The following is a 23,729-nucleotide window of genomic DNA, read 5'->3' as shown; positions in this document are numbered from 1 at the left end:
CATCCGACGCAAAACCGCTTTCGATAATAAAGAAAGGAGCATGTTTTTGCAAAGGCATAGAATGCGAACGCGCTGCGCGGGCGGCAGGCCGGCGAAGACCGGTTCCGCAACGCGACGCATGCACCGAGGGCCCTTCTGACGCCGGCCGGCCCGGCGTCACGATACACATCCGAGACACATCTGGAGAGACACGATGGCAGGCAGCGATTTCCGCGTCGAGACCGATCTTTTAGGCAAACGAAATATTCCGGCGAGCGCGTACTACGGCGTCCATACGCTGCGCGCGAAAGAGAACTTCGATATTTCAGGCCGCAGCATCGCGTCGTTCCCGTACCTGATCATCGCGCTGGCGGCCGTGAAGGAAGCGGCAGCCGACGCCAACTGCGAACTCGGGCTGCTGCCGCAGTCGTACCGGGACGCGATCGCGGCCGCCTGCGTCGAGATCCGCGAAGGCCATCTGCACGACCAGTTCGTCGTCGACATCATCCAGGGCGGCGCGGGCACGTCGACCAACATGAACGCGAACGAGGTGATCTGCAATCGCGCGCTGGAGCTCATGGGCCATGCGCGCGGCGAGTATGCGTACCTGCACCCGAACGAGCACGTCAATCTCGCGCAGAGCACCAACGACGTCTATCCGACCGCGATCCGGGTCGCGACCTGCTTCGCGATCGAGCACCTGCTCGAGGCGATGGTCCGGCTGCGCGACGCGTTCGGCGAAAAGGCCGAGGCCTTCGCGGGCATGCTGAAGCTCGGCCGCACGCAGCTGCAGGACGCGGTGCCGATGACGCTCGGCCAGGAATTCTCCACCTACGCGGTGATGCTGACGGAAGACATCGCGCGCCTGCAGGAGGCGAGCGCGCTGATCCGCGAGATCAACCTGGGCGCGACCGCGATCGGCACGGGCATCACCGCGCATCCGGATTACGCGGCCAAGGCGCTCGCGGCGCTGCGCCGCATCACCGGCCTCGACCTGAGCACGGCGCCGAACCTGATCGAGGCGACGCAGGATTGCGGCGCATTCGTGCAGATCTCGGGCGTGCTCAAGCGGATCGCGGTGAAGCTGTCGAAGACCTGCAACGACTTGCGGCTGCTGTCGAGCGGCCCGCGTGCCGGCTTCGGCGAGATCAACCTGCCGCCGATGCAGGCCGGCTCGTCGATCATGCCCGGCAAGGTGAATCCGGTGATTCCGGAGGTGGTCAACCAGGTCGCGTTCGAAGTGTTCGGCAACGACCTGACGGTGACCTTCGCCGCCGAGGCCGGCCAGCTTCAGCTCAACGCATTCGAGCCGGTGATCGCGAGCGCGCTGTTCCGCAGCTTCGGCCACCTGACGGCCGCGTGCACGACGCTCGCCGACAAGTGCGTGAAGGGCATCACCGCGAACCCCGAGCGCCTGCGCGACACGATGGAGCGCTCGGTCGCGCTCGCCACCGCGCTCAATCCGTACATCGGCTACAAGAGCGCGACGTCGGTGGCCGCCGAGGCGCACGCAAGCGGCAAGACCATCCGCGAGATCGTGCTCGGCCGCGCGCTGATGACCGAGGCGCAGCTCGACGAGGCGCTGCGGCCCGAAGCGCTGGTCCAGCCGCGCGTCTACTGAATGCGGCGCCCCTGAGCCCGCGGCCGCGCCGCCACCGGCGCGCGGCACATCCAATCACATCGGAGACACCTCATGAAGCACGCCAGCGAGCGCCCGGCCGACACGGCCGGCGGCGCCGATCCTCGTCACCCGCATCACGCCGACCGGGACGCGCTGTTCGCGTCGCACGAAACCGGCTATGCGAAGCAACTGAAACCCAGGCACGTGCAGATGATCGCGATGGGCGGCGCGATCGGCACGGGGCTGTTCCTCGGCGCCGGCGGCCGCCTGCAGCACGCGGGGCCCGCGCTGGCGCTCGTGTACCTCGTGTGCGGCGTGTTCGCCTTCCTGATCATGCGCGCGCTCGGCGAGCTCGTGATGCACCGCCCGACCAGCGGCAGCTTCGTGTCGTACGCGCGGGAGTTCATGGGCGAGCGGGCGTCGTTCGTCGCCGGCTGGATGTACTACCTGAACTGGGCGACCACCGGCATCGTCGACATCACCGCGGTCGCGATCTACATGAAGTACTGGGCCGTGTTCTCGGACGTGCCGCAATGGGTGTTCGCGCTCGGCGCGCTCGCGATCGTGTCGACGATGAACATGATCGGCGTGAAGGTGTTCGGCGAGATGGAGTTCTGGTTCTCGCTCGTCAAGGTGGGCGCGCTGAGCGTGTTCCTGCTGGTCGGCAGCCTGTTCCTCGCGAGCGGCCATCCGGTCGGCGGGCACATGCCGGGGCTGCACCTGATCGCCGAAAGCGGCGGGATCTTTCCGCACGGCGTGCTGCCCGCGGTGCTGATCGTGCAGGGCGTCGTGTTCGCGTATGCGAGCATCGAGCTCGTCGGGGTCGCGGCCGGCGAAACCGCCGATGCGCGCAAGGTGTTGCCGAAGGCGATCAACAGCGTGATGTGGCGCATTGCGCTGTTCTACGTGGGCTCGGTGCTGCTGCTGATCACGCTGCTGCCGTGGACCGCGTACAGCGCGCACGAAAGCCCGTTCGTGACCTTCTTCGGCAAGCTGGGCGTGCCGTACGTCGGCACCGTGATGAACGTCGTGGTGCTCACGGCGGCGCTGTCGAGCCTGAATTCCGGGCTGTATTCGACGGGGCGCGTGCTGCGTTCGCTGGCGATGGGCGGCTCCGCGCCGCGCTTCATGGCGCGCATGAACGCACGCGGCGTGCCGTACGGCGGGATCCTGATCACGGTCGCGATCAACGCGATCGGCGTGCCGCTGAACTACCTCGTGCCGGCGCAGGCGTTCGAGATCGTGCTGAACATGGCGTCGCTCGGCATCATCGCGACGTGGGGCTTCATCGTGATGTGCCAGATCCTGTTCCGCCGCAAGGTCGCGCGCGGCGAGCTGAACGACGTCGCGTTCCGGATGCCCGGCGCGCCGTTCACGTCCTGGCTCACGCTCGCGTTCCTGCTCGGCGTGCTGGTATTGATGGCGTTCGACTATCCGGGCGGCACGTGGACCATCGCGACGATTCCGCTCATCGCGCTCGCGCTGACGGTCGGCTGGGTGCTCGTGAAGCTCGGCGATGCGCGGGCGCGGGCACGGGCCGCCGGGAGCGGTGGCCTCGCGGAGCGCCCGAACAACGCGTGACGCCGGGCTGCCCGCGCCGGGCGCGTGTTTGCTTCGCGGCTAGTTCAGCCCGGCACGCGCGTCGAGCCAGCGGCTGAAGTCGCCGATCATGTCGTCGGTCAGTGCGTGCCCGGCCGGGTACAGCCGCGTGTCGTGCGCGACGCCGAGCGCGGCGAGCTTCGCGTCGGCGGTTTCGGCCCACGACACGGGCAGTTTGTCGTCGAGGCGGCCGTGCGCGATCAGCGCATGCAGCGTGCGGAGCGCATCGCGCGGCGCGATCAGCGGATCGATCTCGGGCAGGATGCGCCCGCACAGCACCGCGAACGCGGCGACGTCGGCGGGCGAGGTCAGGCCGACGCTCGCGCTCATGATGCCGCCCTGGCTGAAGCCGGCGATCACGGTCGGCAACGCGGCCGCGCCGTCGAGTGCGCGGAATGCGCGCACCATTGCCAGCAGCTTCGCGCGGCTCGCTTCCGCTTGCTGCGCGTCGATTTCCGGGCCGCGCGGGCCGAACCTCACCGGAAACCATGCGTGCTGCCCGGGGCCGAACGTGAGCGGGCCGCGCACGAAGGCGATCTCGATACGCGGATCGATCGCGTCGGCGACGTTCAGCAGGTTGGTTTCGTTGCCGCCCACGCCGTGCAGCAGCAGGAGCCGGGCGATCGGCCGCGGCGTCGCCGGGCGCAGGCGGTAGGCGAGGCCCGATGCGGGTTCGTCGGTCAGGGGCAGGACGTCGGTCATGGCGGGGGATGTCGGGAGCGGGGAGAAGGCTACAGTCTAGGGTGTTCCGTTTGGGGGATATAGCGATTGGCTGAGTTTGATTGTTTCCTGGCGAGAGGCAATATTCGATGCGCAGGCCGTTGCTTACCGTGCCGGCGCACGCGGTTCGGACGGCGTCGACTCGGGCATCCCTGCTAGAGTGTCTACAAATTGTAGATACAAAGGGGGCGTAGATGGATACCGCCAAGATCTTCAAGCACGGCGGGTCACAGGCCGTGCGGCTTCCGAAGGATTTCCGCTTCGAGACCGCCGAGGTTCGCATCCGGCGGCACGGCGCCGCGGTGATCCTGGAGCCCATCCCTCAGGATTGGACATGGTTGACGCCGCTGATCGGTCCGGTCGACGCCGATTTCGAGGCCGCGGCCACCACGCAACCGGGCGAGCAGGATCGCCCCGGACTGGATCTGTTCGAATGAAATACCTGCTGGATGCCAACGCGATCATCGCCATCCTCAAGGGCGAGCCCGCGATGCTGGCGCGCTTGCGCACCCATCAGCCCGCCGATTTCGGACTGCCGTCGATCGTTGCGCACGAACTCTATGACGGTGCATACAAAAGTCAGCGGGCGGCCGCGAATCTGGCGCGCGTCGAGGCGCTGCAGTTCGAGGTGGTCGCGTTCGATGCGGAGGACGCGCAGCATGCAGGCGAGATCCGCGCACAGCTCGCGGCCGCCGGCACGCCGATTGGCCCTTATGACGTGCTGATCGCCGGGCAGGCGCGTGCCCGGCAGTTGGTGCTCATCACACACAACATGCGCGAGTTCGTGCGAGTCGCCGGCCTGCAGGTCGAAGACTGGCACGCGGCAGCGCCGTAATGCGCGCGCTCGCAATTCAATAGAAAAATTCCGATTGAGCCGGATTCATTCGGCAATAATGCGCAAACGTTTTACATTGTGACGACGCATTATCCGAATGCGCGCATCATCAAAAATAATTCGCGCGCAGCATACGTCTCATGCATCGCTCGGCCTGCACGAAAAGCCTTCCCCAGCGAGGCTGGGCCGACAGTTAACGGCATCCGCTCAAAGAACTTTAGGATTATCGTCAGACAATTAATCATTCCGATTTTCAAAATAATCGTTTGATTAAGGTTCATCGGACCGTCATAAAGCATCCCCGATAATTCGGCGCTCGACATTCTTTCAATGAGAACGCGCGAGCGGTTGACGCCGGATCGCTACGGGGAGTTGTACACATGACCATCCGTCATCGCATTACGTTGCTTGTCGTCCTGACGTTTCTCGCCTTGTCGGCGATCGGCGTCTATGCCGTGGTCCAGACGCGCAAGAGCGCGTCCGAGGTGCGGCAGGTCACGCAGGGGATCGTGCCGAGCGCGCTCGCGTCCGCCGATCTCGTATCCGACGTGAAAAACATCCAGATCGCGACGATGACGCTGATCTACGCGCCGGACGCGAACACCGCCGCGCAGGCGCGCGACGAGCTGAAGGCGAAGCAGGCGGCGCTGCGCGCGGCGCTCGACGCGCAGGCGAAGTCGGCCGCGGGCCACGCGCAGGAAGGGCTCGTGTCGCAGGCGAAGGACAGCGCGACGAACTACTTCTCGGCGATCGACGACACCGTGAAGATGAAGGCCGACGGCAAGACCGAGATGGCCCAGGCGTTCCTGTTCGCGAACGTCGCGCAGTATCGCGACGAGCTCGAGAGCATCGTCGACACGCTGCGCGTCGAGAAGAACCGCCAGAAGGACGACGCGATCCGCGCGCTGAACGGAATGCTGGCCACGACGGCGACCGCGATCGCGGGCGTCGCCGGCACCGTGATCGTGCTGCTGACCGCGCTCGGCTTCGTGCTGTACCGCCAGATCACGCGCCCGCTGAGCCGGATGCAGACGATGATGAGCGAGATCGCGACGAGCCAGGATTTCACGCGCCGCGTGCCGGTGGGCCGCATGGACGAGATCGGCCATTCGATCGTCGCGTTCAACGGGATGATCGAGAAGATCCAGGAGAACGCCGCGCAGCTCAAGCAGAAGACCGCCGACATCCAGGCGATGCTGCAGAACATGCCGCAGGGCATCCTGACCGTCGTCGGCGGCGGGGTCGTGCACGCGGAATACTCGGCCTACCTCGAGACGATCTTCGAGACGCAGGACATCGCCGGCCGCGACATGATGGCGCTGGTGTTCGACGATTCGAACCTCGGCTCCGATGCGCGCGCGCAGGTCGACGCCGCCGTGCATGCGTGCCTCGGCGAGGACAGCATGAACTTCGAATTCAACGCGCACCTGCTCGTCAACGAAGTCGCGAAGCGCATGCCGGACGGCCGCGAGAAGTGGCTCGACCTGAGCTGGTCGGCGATCACCGACGAGACCGACACGATCGTGCGCCTGATGCTGTGCGTGCGCGACGTGACCGAGCTGCGCGCGCTGACCGCGCAGGCCGGCGAGCAGCAGCGCCGGCTCGAGATGATCGGCGAGATCCTGTCGATCAGCCAGGACAAGTTCCACCAGTTCGTGAACAGCGCGAAGGGCTTCCTCAGCGAGAACGAACGGATGATCCGCCAGCACGAGCGCGCGGACCATTCGATCATCGCGGCGCTGTTCCGCAACATGCATACGATCAAGGGCAACGCGCGCACGTACAGCCTGCAGCACCTGACCAACATCGTCCACGAGGCGGAACAGGCGTACGACGCGCTGCGCCGCGCGGACGCGGGCCCCGAGTGGAACCGCGACGCGCTGATGGACGATCTCGCGCGGGTGCGCGACGCGGTCGAGCACTACGCGACGATCAGTACCGAAACGCTCGGCCGCAACGGCGACGCCGCGCCGCGCGCGCACGGCCACTACCTGATGGTCGAGCGCGCGCACATCAGCGAGAGCCTGCGCATGCTCGACGGCGCCGATCCCGCGAACGCGGCCGACTGGCACGCCGCGCGCGACGCGGTGCGCCGCATGCTGAGCGTGCTCGGCACCGAAAGCATCGGCGACGTGCTCGGCGGCGTGATGGAATCGCTGCCGTCGCTCGCGGCGGAACTCGGCAAGGCGGCGCCCGCCGTGCGGATCGACAGCCACGGCCACCGCGTGCGCAGCGAGATCGGCGGCACGCTGAAGAACGTGTTCATGCACCTGCTGCGCAACGCGATCGACCACGGCATCGAATCGCCGGATGAGCGCCGCGCGGCCGGCAAGGCGGCGGTCGGCACGATCGACCTCGCGGTCGGCGTCGACGGCGGCAGGCTGCAGTTCGTGCTGAGCGACGACGGCCGCGGTCTCGCGCTCGACCGGATTCGCGGCATCGCGCGCGAACGCGGCTGGCTCGATGCGGATACCGAGCACGCGCTGACCGACGAAGCGGTCGCCGAGCTGATCTTCCGGCCGGGCTTCTCGACCGCGCACGCGGTGACCGAGGTGTCGGGGCGCGGCGTCGGGATGGACGCGGTGCGCAGCTTCCTGAAGCGCGAAGGCGGCGACATCCGGCTGAGCTTCACCGACGACCGGCGCGGGGCGGCCTATCGCGCGTTCCGCACGATCGTGTCGCTGCCGGACACGTTCGCGGTGGACGGCGCCGGCATCGACGCGTCGGCCGACCGCGCGCGCGTGCGCGCCGGCATGGCGGACGCCGGCGCAGCGGAGTGATCGTGCAGGCATGGATGCTTATCGGCGCCGCGCTGGCCGGCGCCCTCGTGGCGGGGATCGTCGCGGCGATCGTGTTCCGGATGCAGCGCGCGCGGCTCGTCGCGCGGATGGCCGCCGATGCGGATGCATTGCGCGATGCGCTCGAGCTTGCGCAGACGCGCGCCGGCGAAATCGACGCGGCACACCGCGCGCAGGCCGATGCCTGGGCGGAAAAGGAAGCCGGGTTCGCCGAATCGCTCGCGCGGCAGGCGGCCGAGGCCGACGCGCAGCGCGACGCACGGCAGGCGGCGCTCGCGCAGAAAGGCGCGCTCACGCAGCAGGCCGAGAAGATCGTGCACGAGGCGGCGCGCCTGCGCGGCCTCGCCGGCACGTTCGAGCGCTGGCACGAGCAGATGACGTCGCTGACCACGCAGAACCAGGACATGCGCGCGAAGAACCTGGAGCTGTCCGCGATCGTCGCGCACGTGTCGATCGTGTCGCTGAACGCGTCGATCGAGGCCGCGCGCGCCGGCACGGCCGGCCGCGGCTTCTCGATCGTCGCGAGCGAGGTGCGCGGGCTCGCCGCACGCTCGCAGGAACTGTCGAACAGCTATCGCGACAGCCTGAACCGCAACGATCTCGTGACGGCGGCGACGTTCCAGGACATCCAGGCGGGCGGCAAGATGATCACCGCCGCGCTCGCGACCGTCGAGACGCTGGCCGGGCAGCTGCATGCGCGGCTGGAAGGGGCGGCGGCGTGATCGGCGCGCAGGCGAAGGCGAGCTTCGAGCGGATCTTCTTCGACGCGGCGCATACGCGGCTGGCGTCCGGCGGCGGCGCGTGCGACATCGCGCCGGCCGCGGGCGAGCCGCAGGTCGAGCGCCGCCCGCGCTCGAAGCCGGCCGCGCAGGTCGCCGTGCTGACGATCTCCGCGCTGGATTTCCGGCTGCTGCTCGCGCTGCGCTTCAGCGACGACGATGCGACGCGCCGCTACTTCGCCGGCGCCGCGCAACTGCCGCTGCAGGAAGCGTTCATGGAAGTCGCGAACCTGTGCTGCGGCGCGATGAACCAGGCGCTGACCGCGTACTTCCCGGATCTCGGCATGTCGACGCCATACCTGCTGACCGACGCGAGCATGGGCTACTTCGCCGCGCTCAACCCCGATCACGTTGCCGCGTTCGACGTGACGCTCGACGACGGCGTGCGGATCGGCGCGACGCTGTGCGTGTGCGCGAACGCGCCGTTCGATTTCCACGCGCCGGAAGCGGCGGCGGTGGATACCGGCGGCGAACTCGAACTGTTTTGACTGTTTTGACCGCACCGGTCGACGAAACCGAACCCAAGGAATCCGCGCCATGACCGAAGGCAAACCCGTCAGCAAGGTGCTCGTGCTCGATGACAGCCGCGCGCACGCGGACGCGATCAAGCGCTTCTGCGACGACCACAACCTGATCGGCCTGACGGTGCGCCGCAACCGGCTGCTGCAGGTGCTGCGCTCGAACATCGATCTCGGCGCGATCCTGCTCGCCGAGGATTACGGCGGCTCGTGCGCAGAGAGCGCGATCGTCGCGACGCAGATCGACGCGCTGCGCCCGGAGCTGCCGATCATCCTGCGCCGCGATGCGCACGCGTCGCGCGACGGCCTGCCGGACGCGCTCGCGCGCGTCGCGTGCGCGACCTACGTCGCCGACGACATGACGCCGCTGCGGCGCGTGATCGACGAATTCATCTTCAGCCGCGACTATCCGAACGCACTCGTGCGCGGCATCGCGGAGATCACCGAGGCGCGGCTCGACGGCCTGTTTCCGGGCATGACGATCCGCTGCGACACGCCGTGCATCGTGCGCGACCAGATCATCTTCGGCGAGGTGTTCAGCCTGATCGCGCTGGAGAGCGCGTGGTGCCGCGGCTACATGATGCTGCAGACGAGCGAGCAGCCGCTGCTCGACAGGCTCGGCGGCGTGCGCGCCGACGGCCGCACGCCGGATTTCCGCGACGTGAACGGCGTGCTCGGCGAGCTGACCAACCTCGTGTGGGGCGCGTTCAAGAACCGCTACCTCGGCGACGCGGAGGCGCTCGCGCGCCATCAGGCGGAAGTGCCGCTGCTCGTCAATCACAAGCAGAAATTCATCTCGTTCGGCGGCGACTGCCCGCAGCTCTGCTTCAAGTACTGGATGACCGATCCGGCAACGGGGCAGGCGGTGTGCATCGACCAGCGTTTCGTGTTCAGCCTGAGCTGGTCGCCGGAGGATTTTCGTGAATCGGTGCAGGACGTCGGCCCGATGGTCGAGTCCGGCGAACTCGAATTGTTCTAGGCATTCAAGCAAGAGAAGGGGAAACTCGCATGGCAAAGATTCTGGTGGTGGACGATTCGGGCACGGTGCGCGACGAGGTCGCGGGCTTCCTGCGCAATCACGGGCTGGATGTTGCGACGGCGGTGGACGGCAAGGACGGGCTCGCGAAGCTGAAGGCGACGCCCGGCATCCGGCTCGTGATCAGCGACGTCAACATGCCGAACATGGACGGCCTGACGATGGTCGAGAAGATTCGCGGCGAGCTCGCGAACGCGGCGGTCAACGTCGTGATGCTGACCACGGAAAGCAGCCCGGCGATGAAGGAGCGCGGCAAGGCGGCCGGCGTGAAGGGCTGGATCGTGAAGCCGTTCAAGGGCGATGCGGTGGTGGAGGCGCTGAAGAAGCTGGCGGGGTGAGGGCGCGTAGCTGCCGCGCTGAAGCGGCAGCCTCCACCGGGGCCCCGATTGGACTATATTGATCCGTTAGCGCACCGCGATCGATTTCAATCAGGTGGACCCATCATGGAAGCGAATCCCTCTTCGTCGGACCCCATCCTGCTGCGCGAAGCCCACGACGGCGTCGTCACGCTGCGGCTGAACCGGCCCCGGCAATTCAACGCGTTGTCCGAGGCGATGCTCGCGAGCCTGCACGACGCATTCGAATCGCTCGCCGCCGATCCGCACGTGCGCTGCGTCGTGCTCGCGGCCGAAGGCAAGGCGTTCTGCGCGGGTCACGACCTGCGCGAGATGCGCGGCAAGCCCGACCTCGACTACTACCGCGCGCTGTTCGCGCAATGCAGCCGCGTGATGCTCGCAATGCGCGCGTTGCCGGTGCCCGTGATCGCGCGCGTGCACGGCATCGCGACGGCCGCGGGCTGCCAGCTCGTCGCCGCGTGCGATCTCGCGATCGCGGCCGACACGGCACGCTTCGCGGTGTCCGGCATCAACGTGGGGCTGTTCTGCTCGACGCCGGCCGTCGCGCTGAGCCGCAACGTGACGGCGAAGCGCGCGTTCGACATGCTCGTGACGGGGCGCTTCGTCGATGCGCCGACGGCCGCCGCATGGGGCCTCGTGAATGAATCGGTGCCGGAAGATGCGCTCGATGCGGCCGTCGCGCGCAAGGTCGCGGAGATCGTCGCGAAGAGCCCGGCCGCGGTGCGCTACGGCAAGACGATGTTCTACCGGCAGCGCGAGATGACGCTCGACGACGCGTATGCGTACGCGGGCGACGTGATGGCGCGCAACATGATGGAAGAGGATGCGGGCGAAGGCATCGACGCGTTCCTCGAGAAACGCGCGCCGCGCTGGCGCAGCTGACGCGCGCGGCGCATGAAGCGGGCCGTCGCGGCGCTGCGTAGCGCTGCGACGTCCGACGTCCGACTTACCGCCCGTAGCTGCCGGTGCGCAGCGGCGCCGCCGACGCGCCCGGTGGCACGACCACGACCGGCACGCGCGGTGCAACTGCGCACATCAGCTCGTAGCCGATCGTGCCGCTCGCTTCGGCGACGTCATCGACCTTCACCTGGTCGCCCCACAGCTCGACGTGCGAACCGATGCCGGCATTCGGACAGGGCGTGAGGTCGACGGTCAGCATGTCCATCGACACGCGGCCGACGACGCGCGTCGGCACGCCGTCCACCGCGATCGGCGTGCCGGCCGGCGCGTGGCGCGGGTAGCCGTCCGCATAGCCGCACGCGACCACGCCGACGCGCATCGGCTGCTCGACCGTGAAGCGGCGGCCGTAGCCGACAGTTTCCTGCGGCGCGAGCGTCTGCACGCCGATCAGCTTGCTGGTCAGCGTCATCGAGGGCAGCAGCGGCGTGTCGGCGATGTGCCGCGCTGCGCCGGTTGGCGACGCGCCGTACAGGATCGTGCCGGGGCGCACCCAGTCGCGGTGCGCGCGCGGGTGCCACAGCACGGCGGCCGAGTTCGACACCGAGCGCTCGCCCGGGATGCCGGCCGCCGCCGCGTCGAACTGGTCGAGCTGCCAGTCGATCTCGCCCTCGTCGGCGTTCGCGAAGTGCGTCATCAGCGTGATCCTGCCGATCGACGGCGCGCCCGCCGCGCGCTCCCACGCGGCGCGGAACGCGGCCGGGCGGAAACCGAGCCGGTTCATGCCGGAATTCATCTTGAGCTGGATGTCGATCGGCCGCCGCGGCTTCGCGGCGATCAGCAGGTCGAGCTGTTCGTCGCAGTGGACGGTCACCGTGAGCTCGTGGCGCTCGGCCAGCTCGACGTCGTCCGGCTCGAAGATCCCTTCGAGCAGCAGCACGGGCTTGTCCCAGCCGAGCGCGCGCACGCGCACCGCTTCGTCGAGATCGAGCAGCGCGATGCCGTCGGCCGGCGCGAGGCCCGGATAGATCCGCTCGATGCCGTGGCCGTACGCGTTGGCCTTGACGACGGCCCACACGCGCGACTGCGCAGCGGTGCGGCGGATGAATTCGAGGTTGTGGCGGACGGCGTCGGGACGAATATGGGCGACGATGGGACGGGGCATGGCGTGGGCTCGGGCGGATGTCGATCGAAGCGCAGCGCCGCGATGGCGCGCCGCGCGGGTGAGCAGGTCTGGCGTCGGAGCGCATCCGGCCAGTGTCGAGCGCTATGGTATTGGGGAATGACCAGTTTTAATTAACGTATTTGTCGGCAATTTGGTGGAAGTTTTTGCGGCGCATGGCCGGAGAAGCAGGGCCGGCGGCCGTCCGGCAGAGTCCCCCGTCTAGAAAACCGGTGCGCGATTGCGGCGGCGCGATGCTAAGCTCTCGGCGATCTTGTCATTGAACGATGTAAACAAAAGGAGGAGGCTTAGATGACCACGTCCCAGCTGTGCCTGTTCATCGTGGCGGTGCTGCCGTTCCCGCTGACGTTGCTCGCGAAGGCGAACAAGGGCTACGACAACCACGCGCCGCGCGACTACCTCGCGAAGCTCGAAGGCTGGCGCGCCCGCGCGGCGGCCGCGCACCACAATGGATGGGAGGCGCTCGCGCTGTTCACGGCCGGCCTCGTCATTGCATGGCAGTCAGGCGCGAACGCGCATCGCGTCGACCAGCTCGCGATCGCGTTCGTCGTGATCCGTGTGGTTTACTCGCTGCTGTATCTGCTGAACTGGGCCGCGCTGCGCTCGCTCACCTGGTTTGCCGGCATGGCCTGCGTCGTCGGGTTGTTCTTCGCCGCGCCGTGACCGCGCGGGGCCGGCGGCAGGGCGGTATCGCCCGCGCCGGCTTCCTTCATTGGCGGGCCGGTCGCGCGTTATGCGCCGCCCGCGTTTCTCGCATGCGCATCATTGGATGCGGGCGCAACCATCGTGGCGGCGACCGGCGTCGCCGCCGCTTCCTGTCGCAGGAATGCGACGAGCGGATCGAGCAGCCGATGCCGCGTGGACGGATTGCGCCGCAGCACGAAACGCCATGACGCGGCGCGCTCCAGGCCCCGCACGAGCGGCACGAGACGCCCGCTGCGCAATTCCGGCTCGATGAGCGGCGCGCGGCCGAGCGCGATGCCCGCGCCGCCGACGGCGGCGCCGATCACCTGGCTGAAGCTGCTGTAACGGACGATTTTCGTCTCGAAGTCGCCCGGCAGGCCGAACTCCGCCGACCAGTTGCGCCAGTCGATCTCGGGGCTGTTCTCGTGCATTTCCTGCAGCAGCCGGCAGCGGCACACGGCCCCCGACGCGAACGGATACAGCTCGGGGCTGCACACCGGAAACACGCTCTCCTGCAACAGCACGTCGTCGTCGGCCGTCAGCCGGTGCGCCGGCACGTGCACGATCGCCAGATCGACGCTGCCGCGTGCGAAATCGGGCTCGTCGTCGAGCACGACCGCATGCAGCGGCGTTTCGGGATGAAGGGATGAAAATTCCGCGAGGCGGCGCGCAAGCCACATTGACGAAAACGGCGCGTTGGCGGACACCGTCAACCGGTGCGCGGTGCCGCGAATCTCCGCGCAGGCGTCGGTGAGGCGCGACAGCGCGTCGCTGACGGCTGGCAGCAGGCGCGCGCCGGCCGGCGTGAGGCCAATGCCGCCGAGCCCCGTGCTGCGTTCGAGCAGCCGCGCGCCGAGCGCTTCCTCGAGCGCACGGATCTGGTGGCTGACCGCGCTGGTCGACACGTTCAGCTCGGCCGCCGCGCGTGCGAAACCGCCGAGGCGGACGGCCGCTTCGAAGGCACGCAGTGCGCCAAGGGGAGGGAGGTGCTGCGACATGCGGGGTATTGTAGTTGACTCAACACCCCTTGAAAAATCATCTTTTGCCGCGTGGCGACGGCGCGCGTAGCCTCTGTCCGGTCAAGAAAAACCGTAACGAAAACCGACCGGAGGGCACGCATGTATTTCGATGGACGACTATGGGCGATGATGGCGGGGGTGCGCTGGCGGGTGGCCGCGGCGGTCGCGCTCGGGCTCGTGGCGATGGGTGTCGGCATCCTCCGTTTCGTCTTTCTCGGGCGCATGCTGGCGCTCGTCTTCAACGGCGCGCCGGTGCGCAGCATCGCCGGGGCCGCTGCGGCGACGGCGGCCTGCGTGCTGCTGCGCGCATGGCTCGACCATCGCCGCACGGTGCTGGCGCAGCACACGGCCGGGCAGGTGCAGGCCCGGCTGCGCGCGCGGCTGTTCGACCGGATCGCCGCGCTCGGCCCCGCGTGGTTCAGCGGCGAACGCACGGGCGGCGTGATGCTCGCCGTCGTCGACGGCGTCGAGCAGCTGCAGACCTTCTTCGGCGTTTACCTGCCGCAGCTCGTGATCGCCGCGTGCGCACCCGTGATGATCTTCGCGGTGCTCGCATGGTGGGACGTGCCGACGGCCGCGATCCTGCTGGCCGGTGCGCTCGTCACGCTCGCGCTGCCGCAGCTCGTGCATCGCGCCGACCGGCGCGCGGCGCTCGCACGCTCGGCAGCGTTCAACGCGTTCGGCGAGGAGTTCCTCGACGCGGTGCAGGGCCTGCCGACGCTGAAGGCGTTCGGGCAGGGCGCCGCGTTCGGCGAGAAGCTGGCGCGCAAGGCGCGCGCGCTGTCCGACAGCACCTTCTGGGTGCTCGCGCTCGGCCTGCTGACGCGCTTCTTCACCGATCTCGGCACGGGGCTCGGCGCGGCCGCGGCCATCGCGGTCGGCGCATGGCGCGTGCGGCACGGCGACATGAGCCTCGAGGCGCTGCTGATCGTGCTGATGGCGGGCAGCGAAATCTTCCGGCCGCTGCGCGACCTGCGCGGCGTCCTGCATCAGGGCATGATCGGCCAGTCGGCGGCGAACGCGATCCACGCGCTGCTCGACGCGCCCGGCACGGCACCCGCCGCCGCGCCGCGCGTGACGGGCCTGCGGCCGGAGCTCGTCTTCGACGGCGTGCGCTTCGCCTATCCGGGGCGGCGCGCGGATGCGCACGCGGCGCTGAGCTTCGCCGTGCGCGAAGGCGAGACCGTCGCGATCGTCGGCCCGAGCGGCGCGGGCAAGTCGACCATCGTGCGGCTGCTGCTGCGCCAGCACGATGCGCAGGGCGGCGCGATCCGCATCGGCGGCCACGACGTGCGCGCGCTCGACCCCGACCAGGTGCGCGAGATGATCGCGGTCGTCGCGCAGGATGCGACGCTGTTCGACGGCAGCGTCGCCGACAACCTGCGGCTCGGCCGGCCCGATGCGAGCGACGCCGACATGATCGCGGCCGCGCGCGCCGCCAACGCGCACGATTTCATCATGGCGCTGCCCGACGGCTACGCGACGCGCATCGGCGAACGCGGGCTGATGCTGTCGGGCGGCCAGCGCCAGCGCATCGCGATCGCCCGCGCGCTGCTGCGCGACGCGCCGATCCTGTTGCTCGACGAGGCGCTGTCGTCCGTCGATGCGGAAAACGAAGCGCTGATCCAGCAGGCGCTCGACCGGCTCACGCGCGGCCGCACGACGCTCGTGCTCGCGCATCGGCTGTCGAGCGTGATCGGCGCCGACCGCATCCTGGTGCTCGACCAGGGGCAGGTGGTCGACACGGGCACGCACGCGGCGCTGATCGCGCGCGACGGCCCTTATTGCCGGCTGATGGGGCCGCAGCTCGAGGCGGCGGCCGACGCCGTCGGCGCGGCGGCGACGGCCGGCGCCGCCGCGCGCGCATCGGCGGGCCCGCAGGTCCGGCCGCTGGACGACGATGCCGCGACGATCGGCTGGCCGGAAACGCTGCGGACGCTGCTGCGCTTCGTGCGCCCGTGGAAGGGCAAGGTCGCGCTGACCGTGCTGTGCGGAATCGGCCGGGTGCTCGGGTTCATCGGCGTCGGCGTGATCGGGGCGCGGGTGGTCGGGGCCGTGTCGGCGGGGCAGCCGAGCGCGGCGCTCGTCGCGGCGCTGCTGGCCGTCGCGCCGCTCGCCGCCGTGCTGCACTGGCTCGAATCGTGGCTCGCGCACGACATGGCCTACCGGCTGCTCGCGGAGATGCGCATCGCGCTGTTCGCGACGCTCGAACGCCTCGCGCCGGCCGGGCTGTTGCGCCGCCGTTCCGGCGACCTGGTCGCGCTGGCGACGCAGGACGTGGAGACCGTCGAGTATTTCTATGCGCACACGCTCGCGCCGGCCTTCGTCGCGCTGCTCGTGCCGGCCGGCGTGCTGGCGCTGCTCGCGTCGGTGGCGTGGCCGCTTGCGCTCGTGCTGCTGCCGTTCCTGCTGTGGGCCGGGCTCGCGCCGGTGCTGGCGCGTCGCGACGTCGACCGCCTCGGCAGCCGTGCGCGCGACGCGCTCGGCCAGCTCGGCGCGCACCTGACCGAAACGATCCAGGGGCTTGCGGAGCTCACCGCGTTCCAGGCGCTCGCCCGCCGCAGGGAAGCGTTCGTGGCCGAGGTCGACGCGTACGGCAAGCAGCGTGCGAAGCTGCTCGACGATCTGTCGGCGCAAAGCGCCGCGCTCGAAATCGCGAGCGGGCTCGGCGGGCTGGCCATCGCGGCGCTCGGTGCGCTGCTGTGCGCGCACGGCGGGTTCCCGCGCGAAGCGTTGCCGCTGCTGGTGCTGGTCGCGGTGGCCGCGTTCATGCCGGTGGCTGAGATCGGCCAGGTCGCGCGCCAGCTCGCCGACACGATCGCGTCGACGCGGCGGCTGCGCGCGCTCGAGAAGGAACCGGTGACGGTCGTCGACGGCACGCAGGCGATGCCCGGCCATCCAACGGTGCGCTTCGAGGAAACGCGCTTCACGTATCCGGGCCGCGGCGTGCCCGCGATCGACCGGGTGAGCTTCGACGTGCCGCCCGGCAGCACGGTTGCGCTGGTGGGCCCGTCGGGCGCAGGCAAATCGACGGTGGCGAGCCTGCTGCTGCGCTTCTGGGATCCGCAGCACGGGCGCGTGACGCTCGGCGGCGTCGACTTGCGCGACTTGAGGCTGGACGATCTGCGGCAGCACATCGCGCTCGTCGCGCAGGATACCTATCTGTTCAACGACACGCTCGAAGCCAACATCCGGCTCGCCGCGAACGATGCATCGGCAGCGGACGTGCAGCGCGCGATCGACCACGCGGCGCTCGGCGAGTTCGTCGCGCGGCTGCCGGACGGGCTCGCGACGCGCGTCGGCGAGCGCGGCGTGCAGCTGTCGGGCGGCCAGCGCCAGCGCGTGGCGATCGCCCGCGCATTCCTGAAGGATGCGCCGGTGCTGATTCTCGACGAGGCGACTTCGCACCTCGATACGATCAGCGAGCAGCAGATTCGCGCGGCGCTGGAGGGCCTGATGGCGCAGCGGACGTCGATCATCATTGCGCACAGGCTGTCGACCGTCCGGAACGCGGACCTGATCCTCGTCATCGAGCACGGCAAGGTCGTCGAGGCCGGCCGCCACGCGGAATTGATGGCGCGGCAGGGCGCGTATGCCCGCCTCGTCGCGCATCAGGCGAGCGGGATCGCGGCCTGATCGCAACACCATGGGGGCGCCGCCGGCCGGCGTCCTCGCTTCACCCGTGCGCGCGCCCGCCCGGCGTGCTGCCGCCGGGCCCATTCCCGCCCGACCCATTCCCGCCCGGCCCGCCCCGGACGCCTTTCTCCCGCCATACCGCCCATTCCTCCGATCAACCCGGTTCGGGTTTGTCTCCATGCATTTGCCTGTTGCACATTTTTTTGTTGTCGTAGTATCGGCGTTGACAACACATGTTGCACTACGTTCTAATTCGACATCGCATGTTGCGGTGCGGCTTGCTGTTCGTCGCTTCACCCGGCCGAGGTGCCGGGCCCATCGCCAATCAATGCGGAGAAATGCCATGAGTCGCCGTTCCTTCCTGAAAACTGCCGTGGTCGTCGCGATGCTCGGCGCGGGCCTTGCCCATGCCGACACGAAAACGCTCGTCGTGGGCACCGACACGTCGTTCATGCCGTTCGAATTCAAGCAGGGCGACAAGTACGTCGGCTTCGATCTCGACCTGTGGGCGGAGATCGCGAAGGACCAGGGCTGGAAATACACGATCCAGCCGATGGATTTCGCGGGCCTGATTCCAGCGCTGCAGACGCAGAACATCGACGTCGCGCTGTCGGGGATGACGATCAAGGAAGAGCGCAGGAAGGCGATCGACTTCTCCGCGCCGTACTACGACAGCGGCCTCGCGGCGATGGTGCAGACGGACAACACGGCGATCAAGTCGATCGACGACCTGAACGGCAAGGTGATCGCCGCGAAGACGGGCACCGCAACGATCGACTGGATCAAGGCGCACCTGAAGCCGAAGGAGCTCCGCCAGTTTCCGAATATCGACCAGGCGTACCTCGCGCTCGAGGCCGGCCGCGTCGACGCCGCCATGCACGACACGCCGAACGTGCTGTTCTTCGTGAACAACGAAGGCAAGGGCAAGGTGAAGGTCGCGGGCCAGCCGGTGAGCGGCGACAAGTACGGGATCGGCTTCCCGAAGGGCAGCCCGCTCGTGCCGAAGGTCAACGCGTCGCTCGTGAAGATCAAGTCCGACGGCCGCTACGCGCAGATCTACAAGAAATGGTTCGGCGCCGAGCCGCCGAAGATGTGAGCGTGACGGCGCACGGTGGCGCGGCCCTCGGGCCGCGCCGGTCTTGAATCGAATGGGGAGCGGCAAGTGAATTTCGATTGGTCAGCGATCTGGGCGGCGCTGCCGGACCTGATGGAAGGGGTCCGGCTGACGGTGTTCATCGCGTTGTTCGGGTTATTGGGCGGCTTCGTCGTGGGGATGGTCGCGGGCATGTTCCGCGCGTACGGGCCGAAGTTCATGAACGTGCTCGCGCAGGTGTACATCGAGCTGATCCGCGGCACGCCGATCGTCGTGCAGGTGATGTTCCTGTATTTCGCGCTGCCGCTGCTCGCGCACATCCGCATCGACGGGCTGACGGCCGCGATCATCGCGATCACCGTGAACTCCGGCGCGTATCTCGCGGAAGTGGTGCGCGGCGCGCTGCTGTCGATCCCGAAGGGATTGACGGAAGCGGGGCTCGCGATGGGGCTGTCGATGCCGCGCGTGCTGCTGAAGGTGGTCGGGCCGCTGGCGTTCCGGCGGCTGATTCCGCCGCTCGGCAACCAGTGCATCGTGAGCCTGAAGGATACGTCGCTGTTCATCGTGATCGGCGTCGGCGAGCTGACGCGCAAGGGGCAGGAGATCATCGCGGGCAATTTCCAGGCGGTCGAGATCTGGACTGCGGTGGCGGCCATCTACCTGATGCTGACGGGCGCGATGACGCTGACGCTGCGTGTGGTCGAGAAGCGGATGAGGATCCTATGAGCATGATCGAATTCCAGAACGTGTCGAAGAGCTTCGGCCACGTGCCGGTGCTGAATCACATCGACCTGAAGATCGACGCGGGCGAGGTCGTGGTCGTGATCGGCCCGTCGGGCTCGGGCAAGTCGACGATGCTGCGCTGTATCAACGCGCTCGAGAAGATCACGGGCGGCGAGCTGCTCGTCGACGGCCAGAGCGTGCGCGGCAACGCGGCGACGATCCGCAACATCCGCCTCGAGGCCGGCATGGTGTTCCAGCAGTTCAACCTGTTTCCGCAGATGACCGCGCTCGAGAACGTGATGTTCGGGCCGATGCAGGTGCGCGGCGCGTCGCGCGCCGACGCGCGCGACCAGGCGATGGCGCTGCTCGACAAGGTCGGCCTCGAATCGCGCGCGAATCATTACCCGTCGGAGCTGTCGGGCGGCCAGCAGCAGCGCGTCGCGATCGCGCGCGCGCTCGCGATCCGGCCCCGGCTGATGCTGTTCGACGAGCCGACCTCCGCGCTCGATCCGGAACTGCGCCACGAAGTGCTGAAAGTGATGCAGGATCTCGCGAACGAGGGGATGACGATGATCGTCGTCACGCACGAGATCGGCTTCGCGAAGCGGGTCGGCACGCGGCTGCTGTTCATGGATCAGGGCGGCATCGCCGAGGACGGCCACCCGGCCGACCTGATCGACCGGCCGCCGACGCCGCGCCTGAAGGAATTCCTGAAACACGTGTCCTGAGCACGCCAACGTTCGACATGCCGCTTTCCCTTTCTCCCGTCATCGCCGGCACGCCGTTCGACATCGGCGTGCGCCTCGGCGAACTCGCGCGCCCGGTGTTCGACGCGTACATGCAGCAGAGCAGCGCGTGGCAGGCGGTCAGCCGCTGGCGCGGCCGTCCGTTCGTGCAGGCGCTGCGGCAGGCGGCGCTCGCCGCGTATCCCGATCTCGTCGCGGAGCTCGACGGCATGGCGGCCGGTCTCGGCTGGCCGGCGGAAGACGTTTTTCTGTGGAATTGCCGCGGCGAGCTGATCCATAACGCGCCGGACGGCTGCACGACGCTGGCCGCGCGCGGCGCCGACGGCGCGCGCTGGATCGCGCACAACGAGGACGGCGATCCGTACCTGCGCGAGCGCTGCCTGCTCGTCGACGTGCGGCCCACCGGCAAGCCCGGTTTCATCAGCTTCTATTACCCGGGCTCGCTGCCGGGCCACACGTTTGCCGCGAATCGCGCGGGCATCGCGCAGGCGATCAACAACCTGCGCATCAAGGCGCCGGCTGTTGGCGTGCCGCGCATGATCCTCGCGCGCGCGGTGCTCGACGCCGCGTCGCTCGATGCGGCCGTGGACGTGCTGCGCACGCATGCGCGGGCGAGCGGCTTTCATCACACGCTCGGTGCGACCGGCGACGCGCGGCTGCTGAGCATCGAGGCGAGCGTCGCGCGCTGCTCGGTGATCGACGTCGCGCGGCTGTCCGGCCATGCGAATCACATGGTGCATGCGGGCTGCGACGCGGAAGCGCAGATCGTCACGCAGTCGTCGGCGGATCGCCAGCGGCGCGTCGACGCGCTCGCGCCCGGCATCGATGCGATCGACGAAGCCGCGCTGTTGCGCGTGCTCGGCGATCGCGCGCCGGAAGGCCTGCCGATCTATCGCGACGATCCGCACGATCCCGACGACGAGAACACGCTCGCCACCGCGGTGTTCGCGATCCGCGACGCGGGCATCGACATGACGGTTCATCAACACGGCACGCAGCGCTTCGCGACGCGCATCGTGCCGGACAGACGCGCGGCAGACGCGTCCCGATCCATTCAATGAGGCAACGCATGACTACCGTTTTCCATCGCGCGCCCCGCGCGACCCTGCCTGTCGCCGTGGCCGGCGACGGCATCGAGATCATCGATTCCACCGGCAAGCGTTACATCGACGCATGCGGCGGCGCGGCCGTGTCGTGCCTCGGGCACAGCAACCAGCGCGTGATCGATGCGATCAAGCGGCAGGCGCAGCAGCTGCCGTACGCGCACACGTCGTTCTTCACGACCGACGTGGCCGAGGAACTGGCCGACCGGCTCGTCGACGCCGCGCCGGCCGGGCTCGATCACGTGTACTTCGTGTCGGGCGGCTCCGAGGCGATCGAGGCGGCGCTCAAGCTCGCGCGCCAGTATTTCGTCGAGAAGGGCGAGCCGCAGCGGCGCCACTTCATCGCGCGCCGCCAGAGCTACCACGGCAACACGCTCGGCGCGCTCGCGATCGGCGGCAACGCGTGGCGGCGCGAGCCGTTCCTGCCGATCCTGATCGAAGCGCATCACGTGAGCCCGTGCTACGCGTATCGCGAGCAGCGCGCGGACGAAACCGAGGAAGCGTTCGCGCAGCGTCTTGCGGACGAACTCGAACGGAAGATCCTCGCGCTCGGCGCGGACAGCGTCGCCGCGTTCGTCGCGGAGACGGTGGTCGGCGCGACGGCCGGCGCGGTGCCGCCGGTGCGCACCTACCTGAAGAAGATTCGCGCGGTGTGCGACAAGTACGGCGTGCTGCTGATCCTCGACGAGATCATGTCGGGGATGGGGCGCACCGGCTACCTGTTCGCCTGCGAGGAGGACGGCGTCGCGCCGGACCTGCTGACGATCGCGAAGGGGCTCGGCGCGGGCTACCAGCCGATCGGCGCGACGCTTGTCAGCGACGAGATCTACCGGACGATCGTCGGCGGGTCGGGCTTCTTCCAGCATGGCCACACGTACATCGGCCATGCGACGGCCTGCGCGGCCGCGCTCGAAGTGCAGCGCGTGATCGCCGACGAGAAGCTGCTCGACAACGTGCAGGCGCGCGGCGAGCAGTTGCGCGCGTCGTTGCGCGAGCGTTATGCCGCGCATCCCCACGTCGGCGACGTGCGCGGGCGGGGGCTGTTCGTCGGCGTCGAATTCGTGCGCGACCGCGACAGCAAGGCGGCATTCGATCCGGCGCTGAAGCTGAACGCGGTGATCAAGCGCGAGGCGATGCAGCGCGGCTTGATGGTGTATCCGATGGGCGGTACGATCGACGGGCGGCAGGGCGATCACGTGCTGATCGCGCCGCCGTTCATCTGCACGGCGCGGCAGATCGAGACCATCGTCGAGCGTCTTGCGGCGGCGGTCGACGCGGCGATCGCGTCGGTTCGCGCATGACGGAATCAGCAGACGGAAATTTCTTGACGTCCTCGCCCGCCTAAATGCGGGCGATTCCCACCACTGGCGATGCACGTCCGCATCGGAGAATGTTCAACGCAGCGTTGGTATCACGATCATGCACGACACCACAGCCATCGCAGGCCCACTCTCTTGTTCGCAGTCCCGCGATACCTTTCGGCCGCGTCGTGCTGTCTTTCGACCCGCACGCCGAACAGGACTGGGTCGAACCGCTTTCGTCCACTTCCTCGAACGTGGCTCCGTGCGCGATCGCCTTGTAACGGAGCTTGTTTCGGAAGGACGACCAGGATGCGTCGTAGATGCTCTTCGCCATCCTGGTTTCGGCGAGTTTCGAGGCCGACACATTTCCGACCGCGATGTAATCGAATCGCCGCACCAGATCGAGCGCGAGCTTGTGCTGGAAGTCGGCGCGGGCATTCGCCACTTTGGCGTGCAGCTTCGCGATATGCCGCTTGTGCTTGCGTGCCCGCTGCGCTTTCGCCAGCTTGTCGGCCGCGCGCCGGCCGAACTGGTCATTAGGCAGTTTTTCGCCGGTCGAAAGTGTGGCGAAGTCTTTCAGGCCGAGATCGATACCGACGCCGGAACGGATCGGGCGGGCCGGAACATCCGGTATCTCGATCACGATGTTGAGGAACCAGTGGCCGCGCGCATCCTGCGCGAAGTTGGTGCCGTCCTTGATCTTGCCGTCGGGAAGCGGGCGGCTGCTGAACACGCGGAAGGTGTGGCCGGCAAAGCGAAACGCGTTGCCCTCGCGCTTCAGGTCACGGCCCTTCAGCGGCACCCAGCCGAGCGACTTCCGGCCGCGATAGCGCAGGTACGGGCGACGACGCTGGCTGCGCGACTTCGCGTATTGCTCGCACGTCGCGTTGACCGTGCCGGAGTGGATGCCGAGTGCCTTGCTGCTGCCGGTCGTCAGCACGTTCAGGTCGAACCCCGTCGGCCATTTCTTGCGCCACTTGAGCGCGTGCTTCTGCGTGTCGTTGCAGAAGTTCCACACGTAGTTCACCGCTCGGCTCTGCTGGTTCAGCAGTCCGTTGAGCGACTTCACCCGGTAGCGGTAAACAAGGATCATGCCGGCTATC

General features: G+C 68.4%; 21 protein-coding genes. 17 read left to right on the top strand and 4 right to left on the bottom strand.

What is annotated here, in order from left to right; translation table 11 throughout:
* Positions 1-193 precede the first annotated feature (193 nt).
* Complete coding sequence (locus HWY45_RS00670; protein WP_059884212.1) at positions 194-1,600, top strand: aspartate ammonia-lyase; 1,407 nt, start codon at positions 194-196, stop codon at positions 1,598-1,600.
* 72 nt (positions 1,601-1,672) lie between these two features.
* Positions 1,673-3,181, top strand: coding sequence for an amino acid permease (locus HWY45_RS00665; protein ID WP_059808296.1), 1,509 nt, complete (start codon positions 1,673-1,675; stop codon positions 3,179-3,181).
* A gap of 39 nt (positions 3,182-3,220) precedes the next feature.
* Here HWY45_RS00665 and HWY45_RS00660 read toward each other — a convergent pair whose 3' ends face one another.
* On the bottom strand, positions 3,221-3,901 hold the full coding sequence (locus tag HWY45_RS00660; protein WP_059884211.1) for an alpha/beta hydrolase: 681 nt from the start codon (positions 3,899-3,901) through the stop codon (positions 3,221-3,223).
* Between the two features lie 212 nt (positions 3,902-4,113).
* On the opposite strand from HWY45_RS00660, the gene HWY45_RS00655 reads away from it, so the two are divergent.
* The 8 genes from HWY45_RS00655 (at position 4,114) to HWY45_RS00620 (ending at position 11,123) form a co-directional block, all read left to right on the top strand.
* Positions 4,114-4,356, top strand: coding sequence for an antitoxin (locus tag HWY45_RS00655; RefSeq protein ID WP_059884210.1), 243 nt, complete (start codon positions 4,114-4,116; stop codon positions 4,354-4,356).
* Complete coding sequence (locus HWY45_RS00650) at positions 4,353-4,754, top strand: type II toxin-antitoxin system VapC family toxin (protein ID WP_059884209.1); 402 nt, start codon at positions 4,353-4,355, stop codon at positions 4,752-4,754. Before HWY45_RS00655 ends, HWY45_RS00650 begins: the two co-directional genes overlap by 4 nt.
* 380 nt (positions 4,755-5,134) lie before the next feature.
* The gene (locus HWY45_RS00645) at positions 5,135-7,534 is read left to right on the top strand and encodes an ATP-binding protein (RefSeq protein ID WP_059884207.1); all 2,400 of its coding nucleotides are present in this window, start codon (positions 5,135-5,137) and stop codon (positions 7,532-7,534) included.
* Positions 7,535-7,536: 2 nt separating this feature from the next.
* The gene (locus HWY45_RS00640) at positions 7,537-8,274 is read left to right on the top strand and encodes a methyl-accepting chemotaxis protein (RefSeq protein ID WP_081063255.1); all 738 of its coding nucleotides are present in this window, start codon (positions 7,537-7,539) and stop codon (positions 8,272-8,274) included.
* Positions 8,271-8,819: a hypothetical protein gene (locus HWY45_RS00635; RefSeq protein WP_059884206.1), complete on the top strand. Its 549-nt coding sequence runs from the start codon at positions 8,271-8,273 to the stop codon at positions 8,817-8,819. Before HWY45_RS00640 ends, HWY45_RS00635 begins: the two co-directional genes overlap by 4 nt.
* 49 nt (positions 8,820-8,868) lie before the next feature.
* The gene (locus HWY45_RS00630; RefSeq protein WP_059884205.1) at positions 8,869-9,828 is read left to right on the top strand and encodes a chemotaxis protein CheX; all 960 of its coding nucleotides are present in this window, start codon (positions 8,869-8,871) and stop codon (positions 9,826-9,828) included.
* A gap of 29 nt (positions 9,829-9,857) precedes the next feature.
* The gene (locus tag HWY45_RS00625) at positions 9,858-10,223 is read left to right on the top strand and encodes a response regulator (RefSeq protein ID WP_017329799.1); all 366 of its coding nucleotides are present in this window, start codon (positions 9,858-9,860) and stop codon (positions 10,221-10,223) included.
* A 105-nt stretch (positions 10,224-10,328) separates the two neighbouring features.
* Positions 10,329-11,123 carry an enoyl-CoA hydratase gene (locus HWY45_RS00620; protein WP_059808281.1) on the top strand — a complete coding sequence of 265 codons (795 nt, stop codon included), beginning with the start codon at positions 10,329-10,331 and terminating at the stop codon, positions 11,121-11,123.
* 64 nt (positions 11,124-11,187) lie between these two features.
* Here the strand turns inward: HWY45_RS00620 and alr are convergent, their stop codons facing one another.
* Positions 11,188-12,303 carry an alanine racemase gene (alr, locus tag HWY45_RS00615; protein WP_059884204.1) on the bottom strand — a complete coding sequence of 372 codons (1,116 nt, stop codon included), beginning with the start codon at positions 12,301-12,303 and terminating at the stop codon, positions 11,188-11,190.
* 309 nt (positions 12,304-12,612) lie between these two features.
* Between alr and HWY45_RS00610 the strand changes: the two genes are divergently transcribed.
* Positions 12,613-12,984, top strand: a complete 372-nt coding sequence (locus HWY45_RS00610; protein ID WP_059808276.1) for an MAPEG family protein — start codon at positions 12,613-12,615, stop codon at positions 12,982-12,984.
* Between the two features lie 68 nt (positions 12,985-13,052).
* On the opposite strand, the gene HWY45_RS00605 is transcribed toward HWY45_RS00610, so the two are convergent.
* Positions 13,053-14,003, bottom strand: a complete 951-nt coding sequence (locus HWY45_RS00605) for a LysR family transcriptional regulator (RefSeq protein ID WP_059561574.1) — start codon at positions 14,001-14,003, stop codon at positions 13,053-13,055.
* 120 nt (positions 14,004-14,123) lie between these two features.
* Between HWY45_RS00605 and HWY45_RS00600 the strand changes: the two genes are divergently transcribed.
* The 6 genes from HWY45_RS00600 (at position 14,124) to HWY45_RS00575 (ending at position 22,626) form a co-directional block, all read left to right on the top strand.
* Positions 14,124-17,660, top strand: a complete 3,537-nt coding sequence (locus HWY45_RS00600; protein WP_059884203.1) for an ABC transporter ATP-binding protein/permease — start codon at positions 14,124-14,126, stop codon at positions 17,658-17,660.
* Between the two features lie 343 nt (positions 17,661-18,003).
* Entirely contained in the window at positions 18,004-18,756 is a 753-nt protein-coding gene (glnH, locus tag HWY45_RS00595; protein WP_059884202.1) for a glutamine ABC transporter substrate-binding protein GlnH, read from the top strand.
* A 15-nt stretch (positions 18,757-18,771) separates the two neighbouring features.
* On the top strand, positions 18,772-19,479 hold the full coding sequence (gene glnP, locus HWY45_RS00590; RefSeq protein ID WP_230942283.1) for a glutamine ABC transporter permease GlnP: 708 nt from the start codon (positions 18,772-18,774) through the stop codon (positions 19,477-19,479).
* Entirely contained in the window at positions 19,476-20,204 is a 729-nt protein-coding gene (gene glnQ / locus HWY45_RS00585; RefSeq protein WP_059884201.1) for a glutamine ABC transporter ATP-binding protein GlnQ, read from the top strand. The genes glnP and glnQ overlap by 4 nt, the downstream gene beginning before the upstream one ends.
* Before the next feature lie 17 nt (positions 20,205-20,221).
* Positions 20,222-21,283, top strand: a complete 1,062-nt coding sequence (locus HWY45_RS00580; RefSeq protein WP_059884200.1) for a C45 family autoproteolytic acyltransferase/hydrolase — start codon at positions 20,222-20,224, stop codon at positions 21,281-21,283.
* 8 nt (positions 21,284-21,291) lie between these two features.
* On the top strand, positions 21,292-22,626 hold the full coding sequence (locus tag HWY45_RS00575; RefSeq protein ID WP_059884199.1) for an aspartate aminotransferase family protein: 1,335 nt from the start codon (positions 21,292-21,294) through the stop codon (positions 22,624-22,626).
* A gap of 40 nt (positions 22,627-22,666) precedes the next feature.
* On the opposite strand, the gene HWY45_RS00570 is transcribed toward HWY45_RS00575, so the two are convergent.
* The gene (locus tag HWY45_RS00570; RefSeq protein WP_060080839.1) at positions 22,667-23,719 is read right to left on the bottom strand and encodes an RNA-guided endonuclease InsQ/TnpB family protein; all 1,053 of its coding nucleotides are present in this window, start codon (positions 23,717-23,719) and stop codon (positions 22,667-22,669) included.
* Positions 23,720-23,729 lie beyond the last annotated feature (10 nt).

The sequence above is a fragment of the Burkholderia stagnalis genome (genome assembly GCF_902830275.1).
Lineage (GTDB): Bacteria > Pseudomonadota > Gammaproteobacteria > Burkholderiales > Burkholderiaceae > Burkholderia > Burkholderia stagnalis.
Note: the sequence above shows the minus strand (reverse complement) of the source record. Positions and strands in the feature narration are given on the sequence as shown.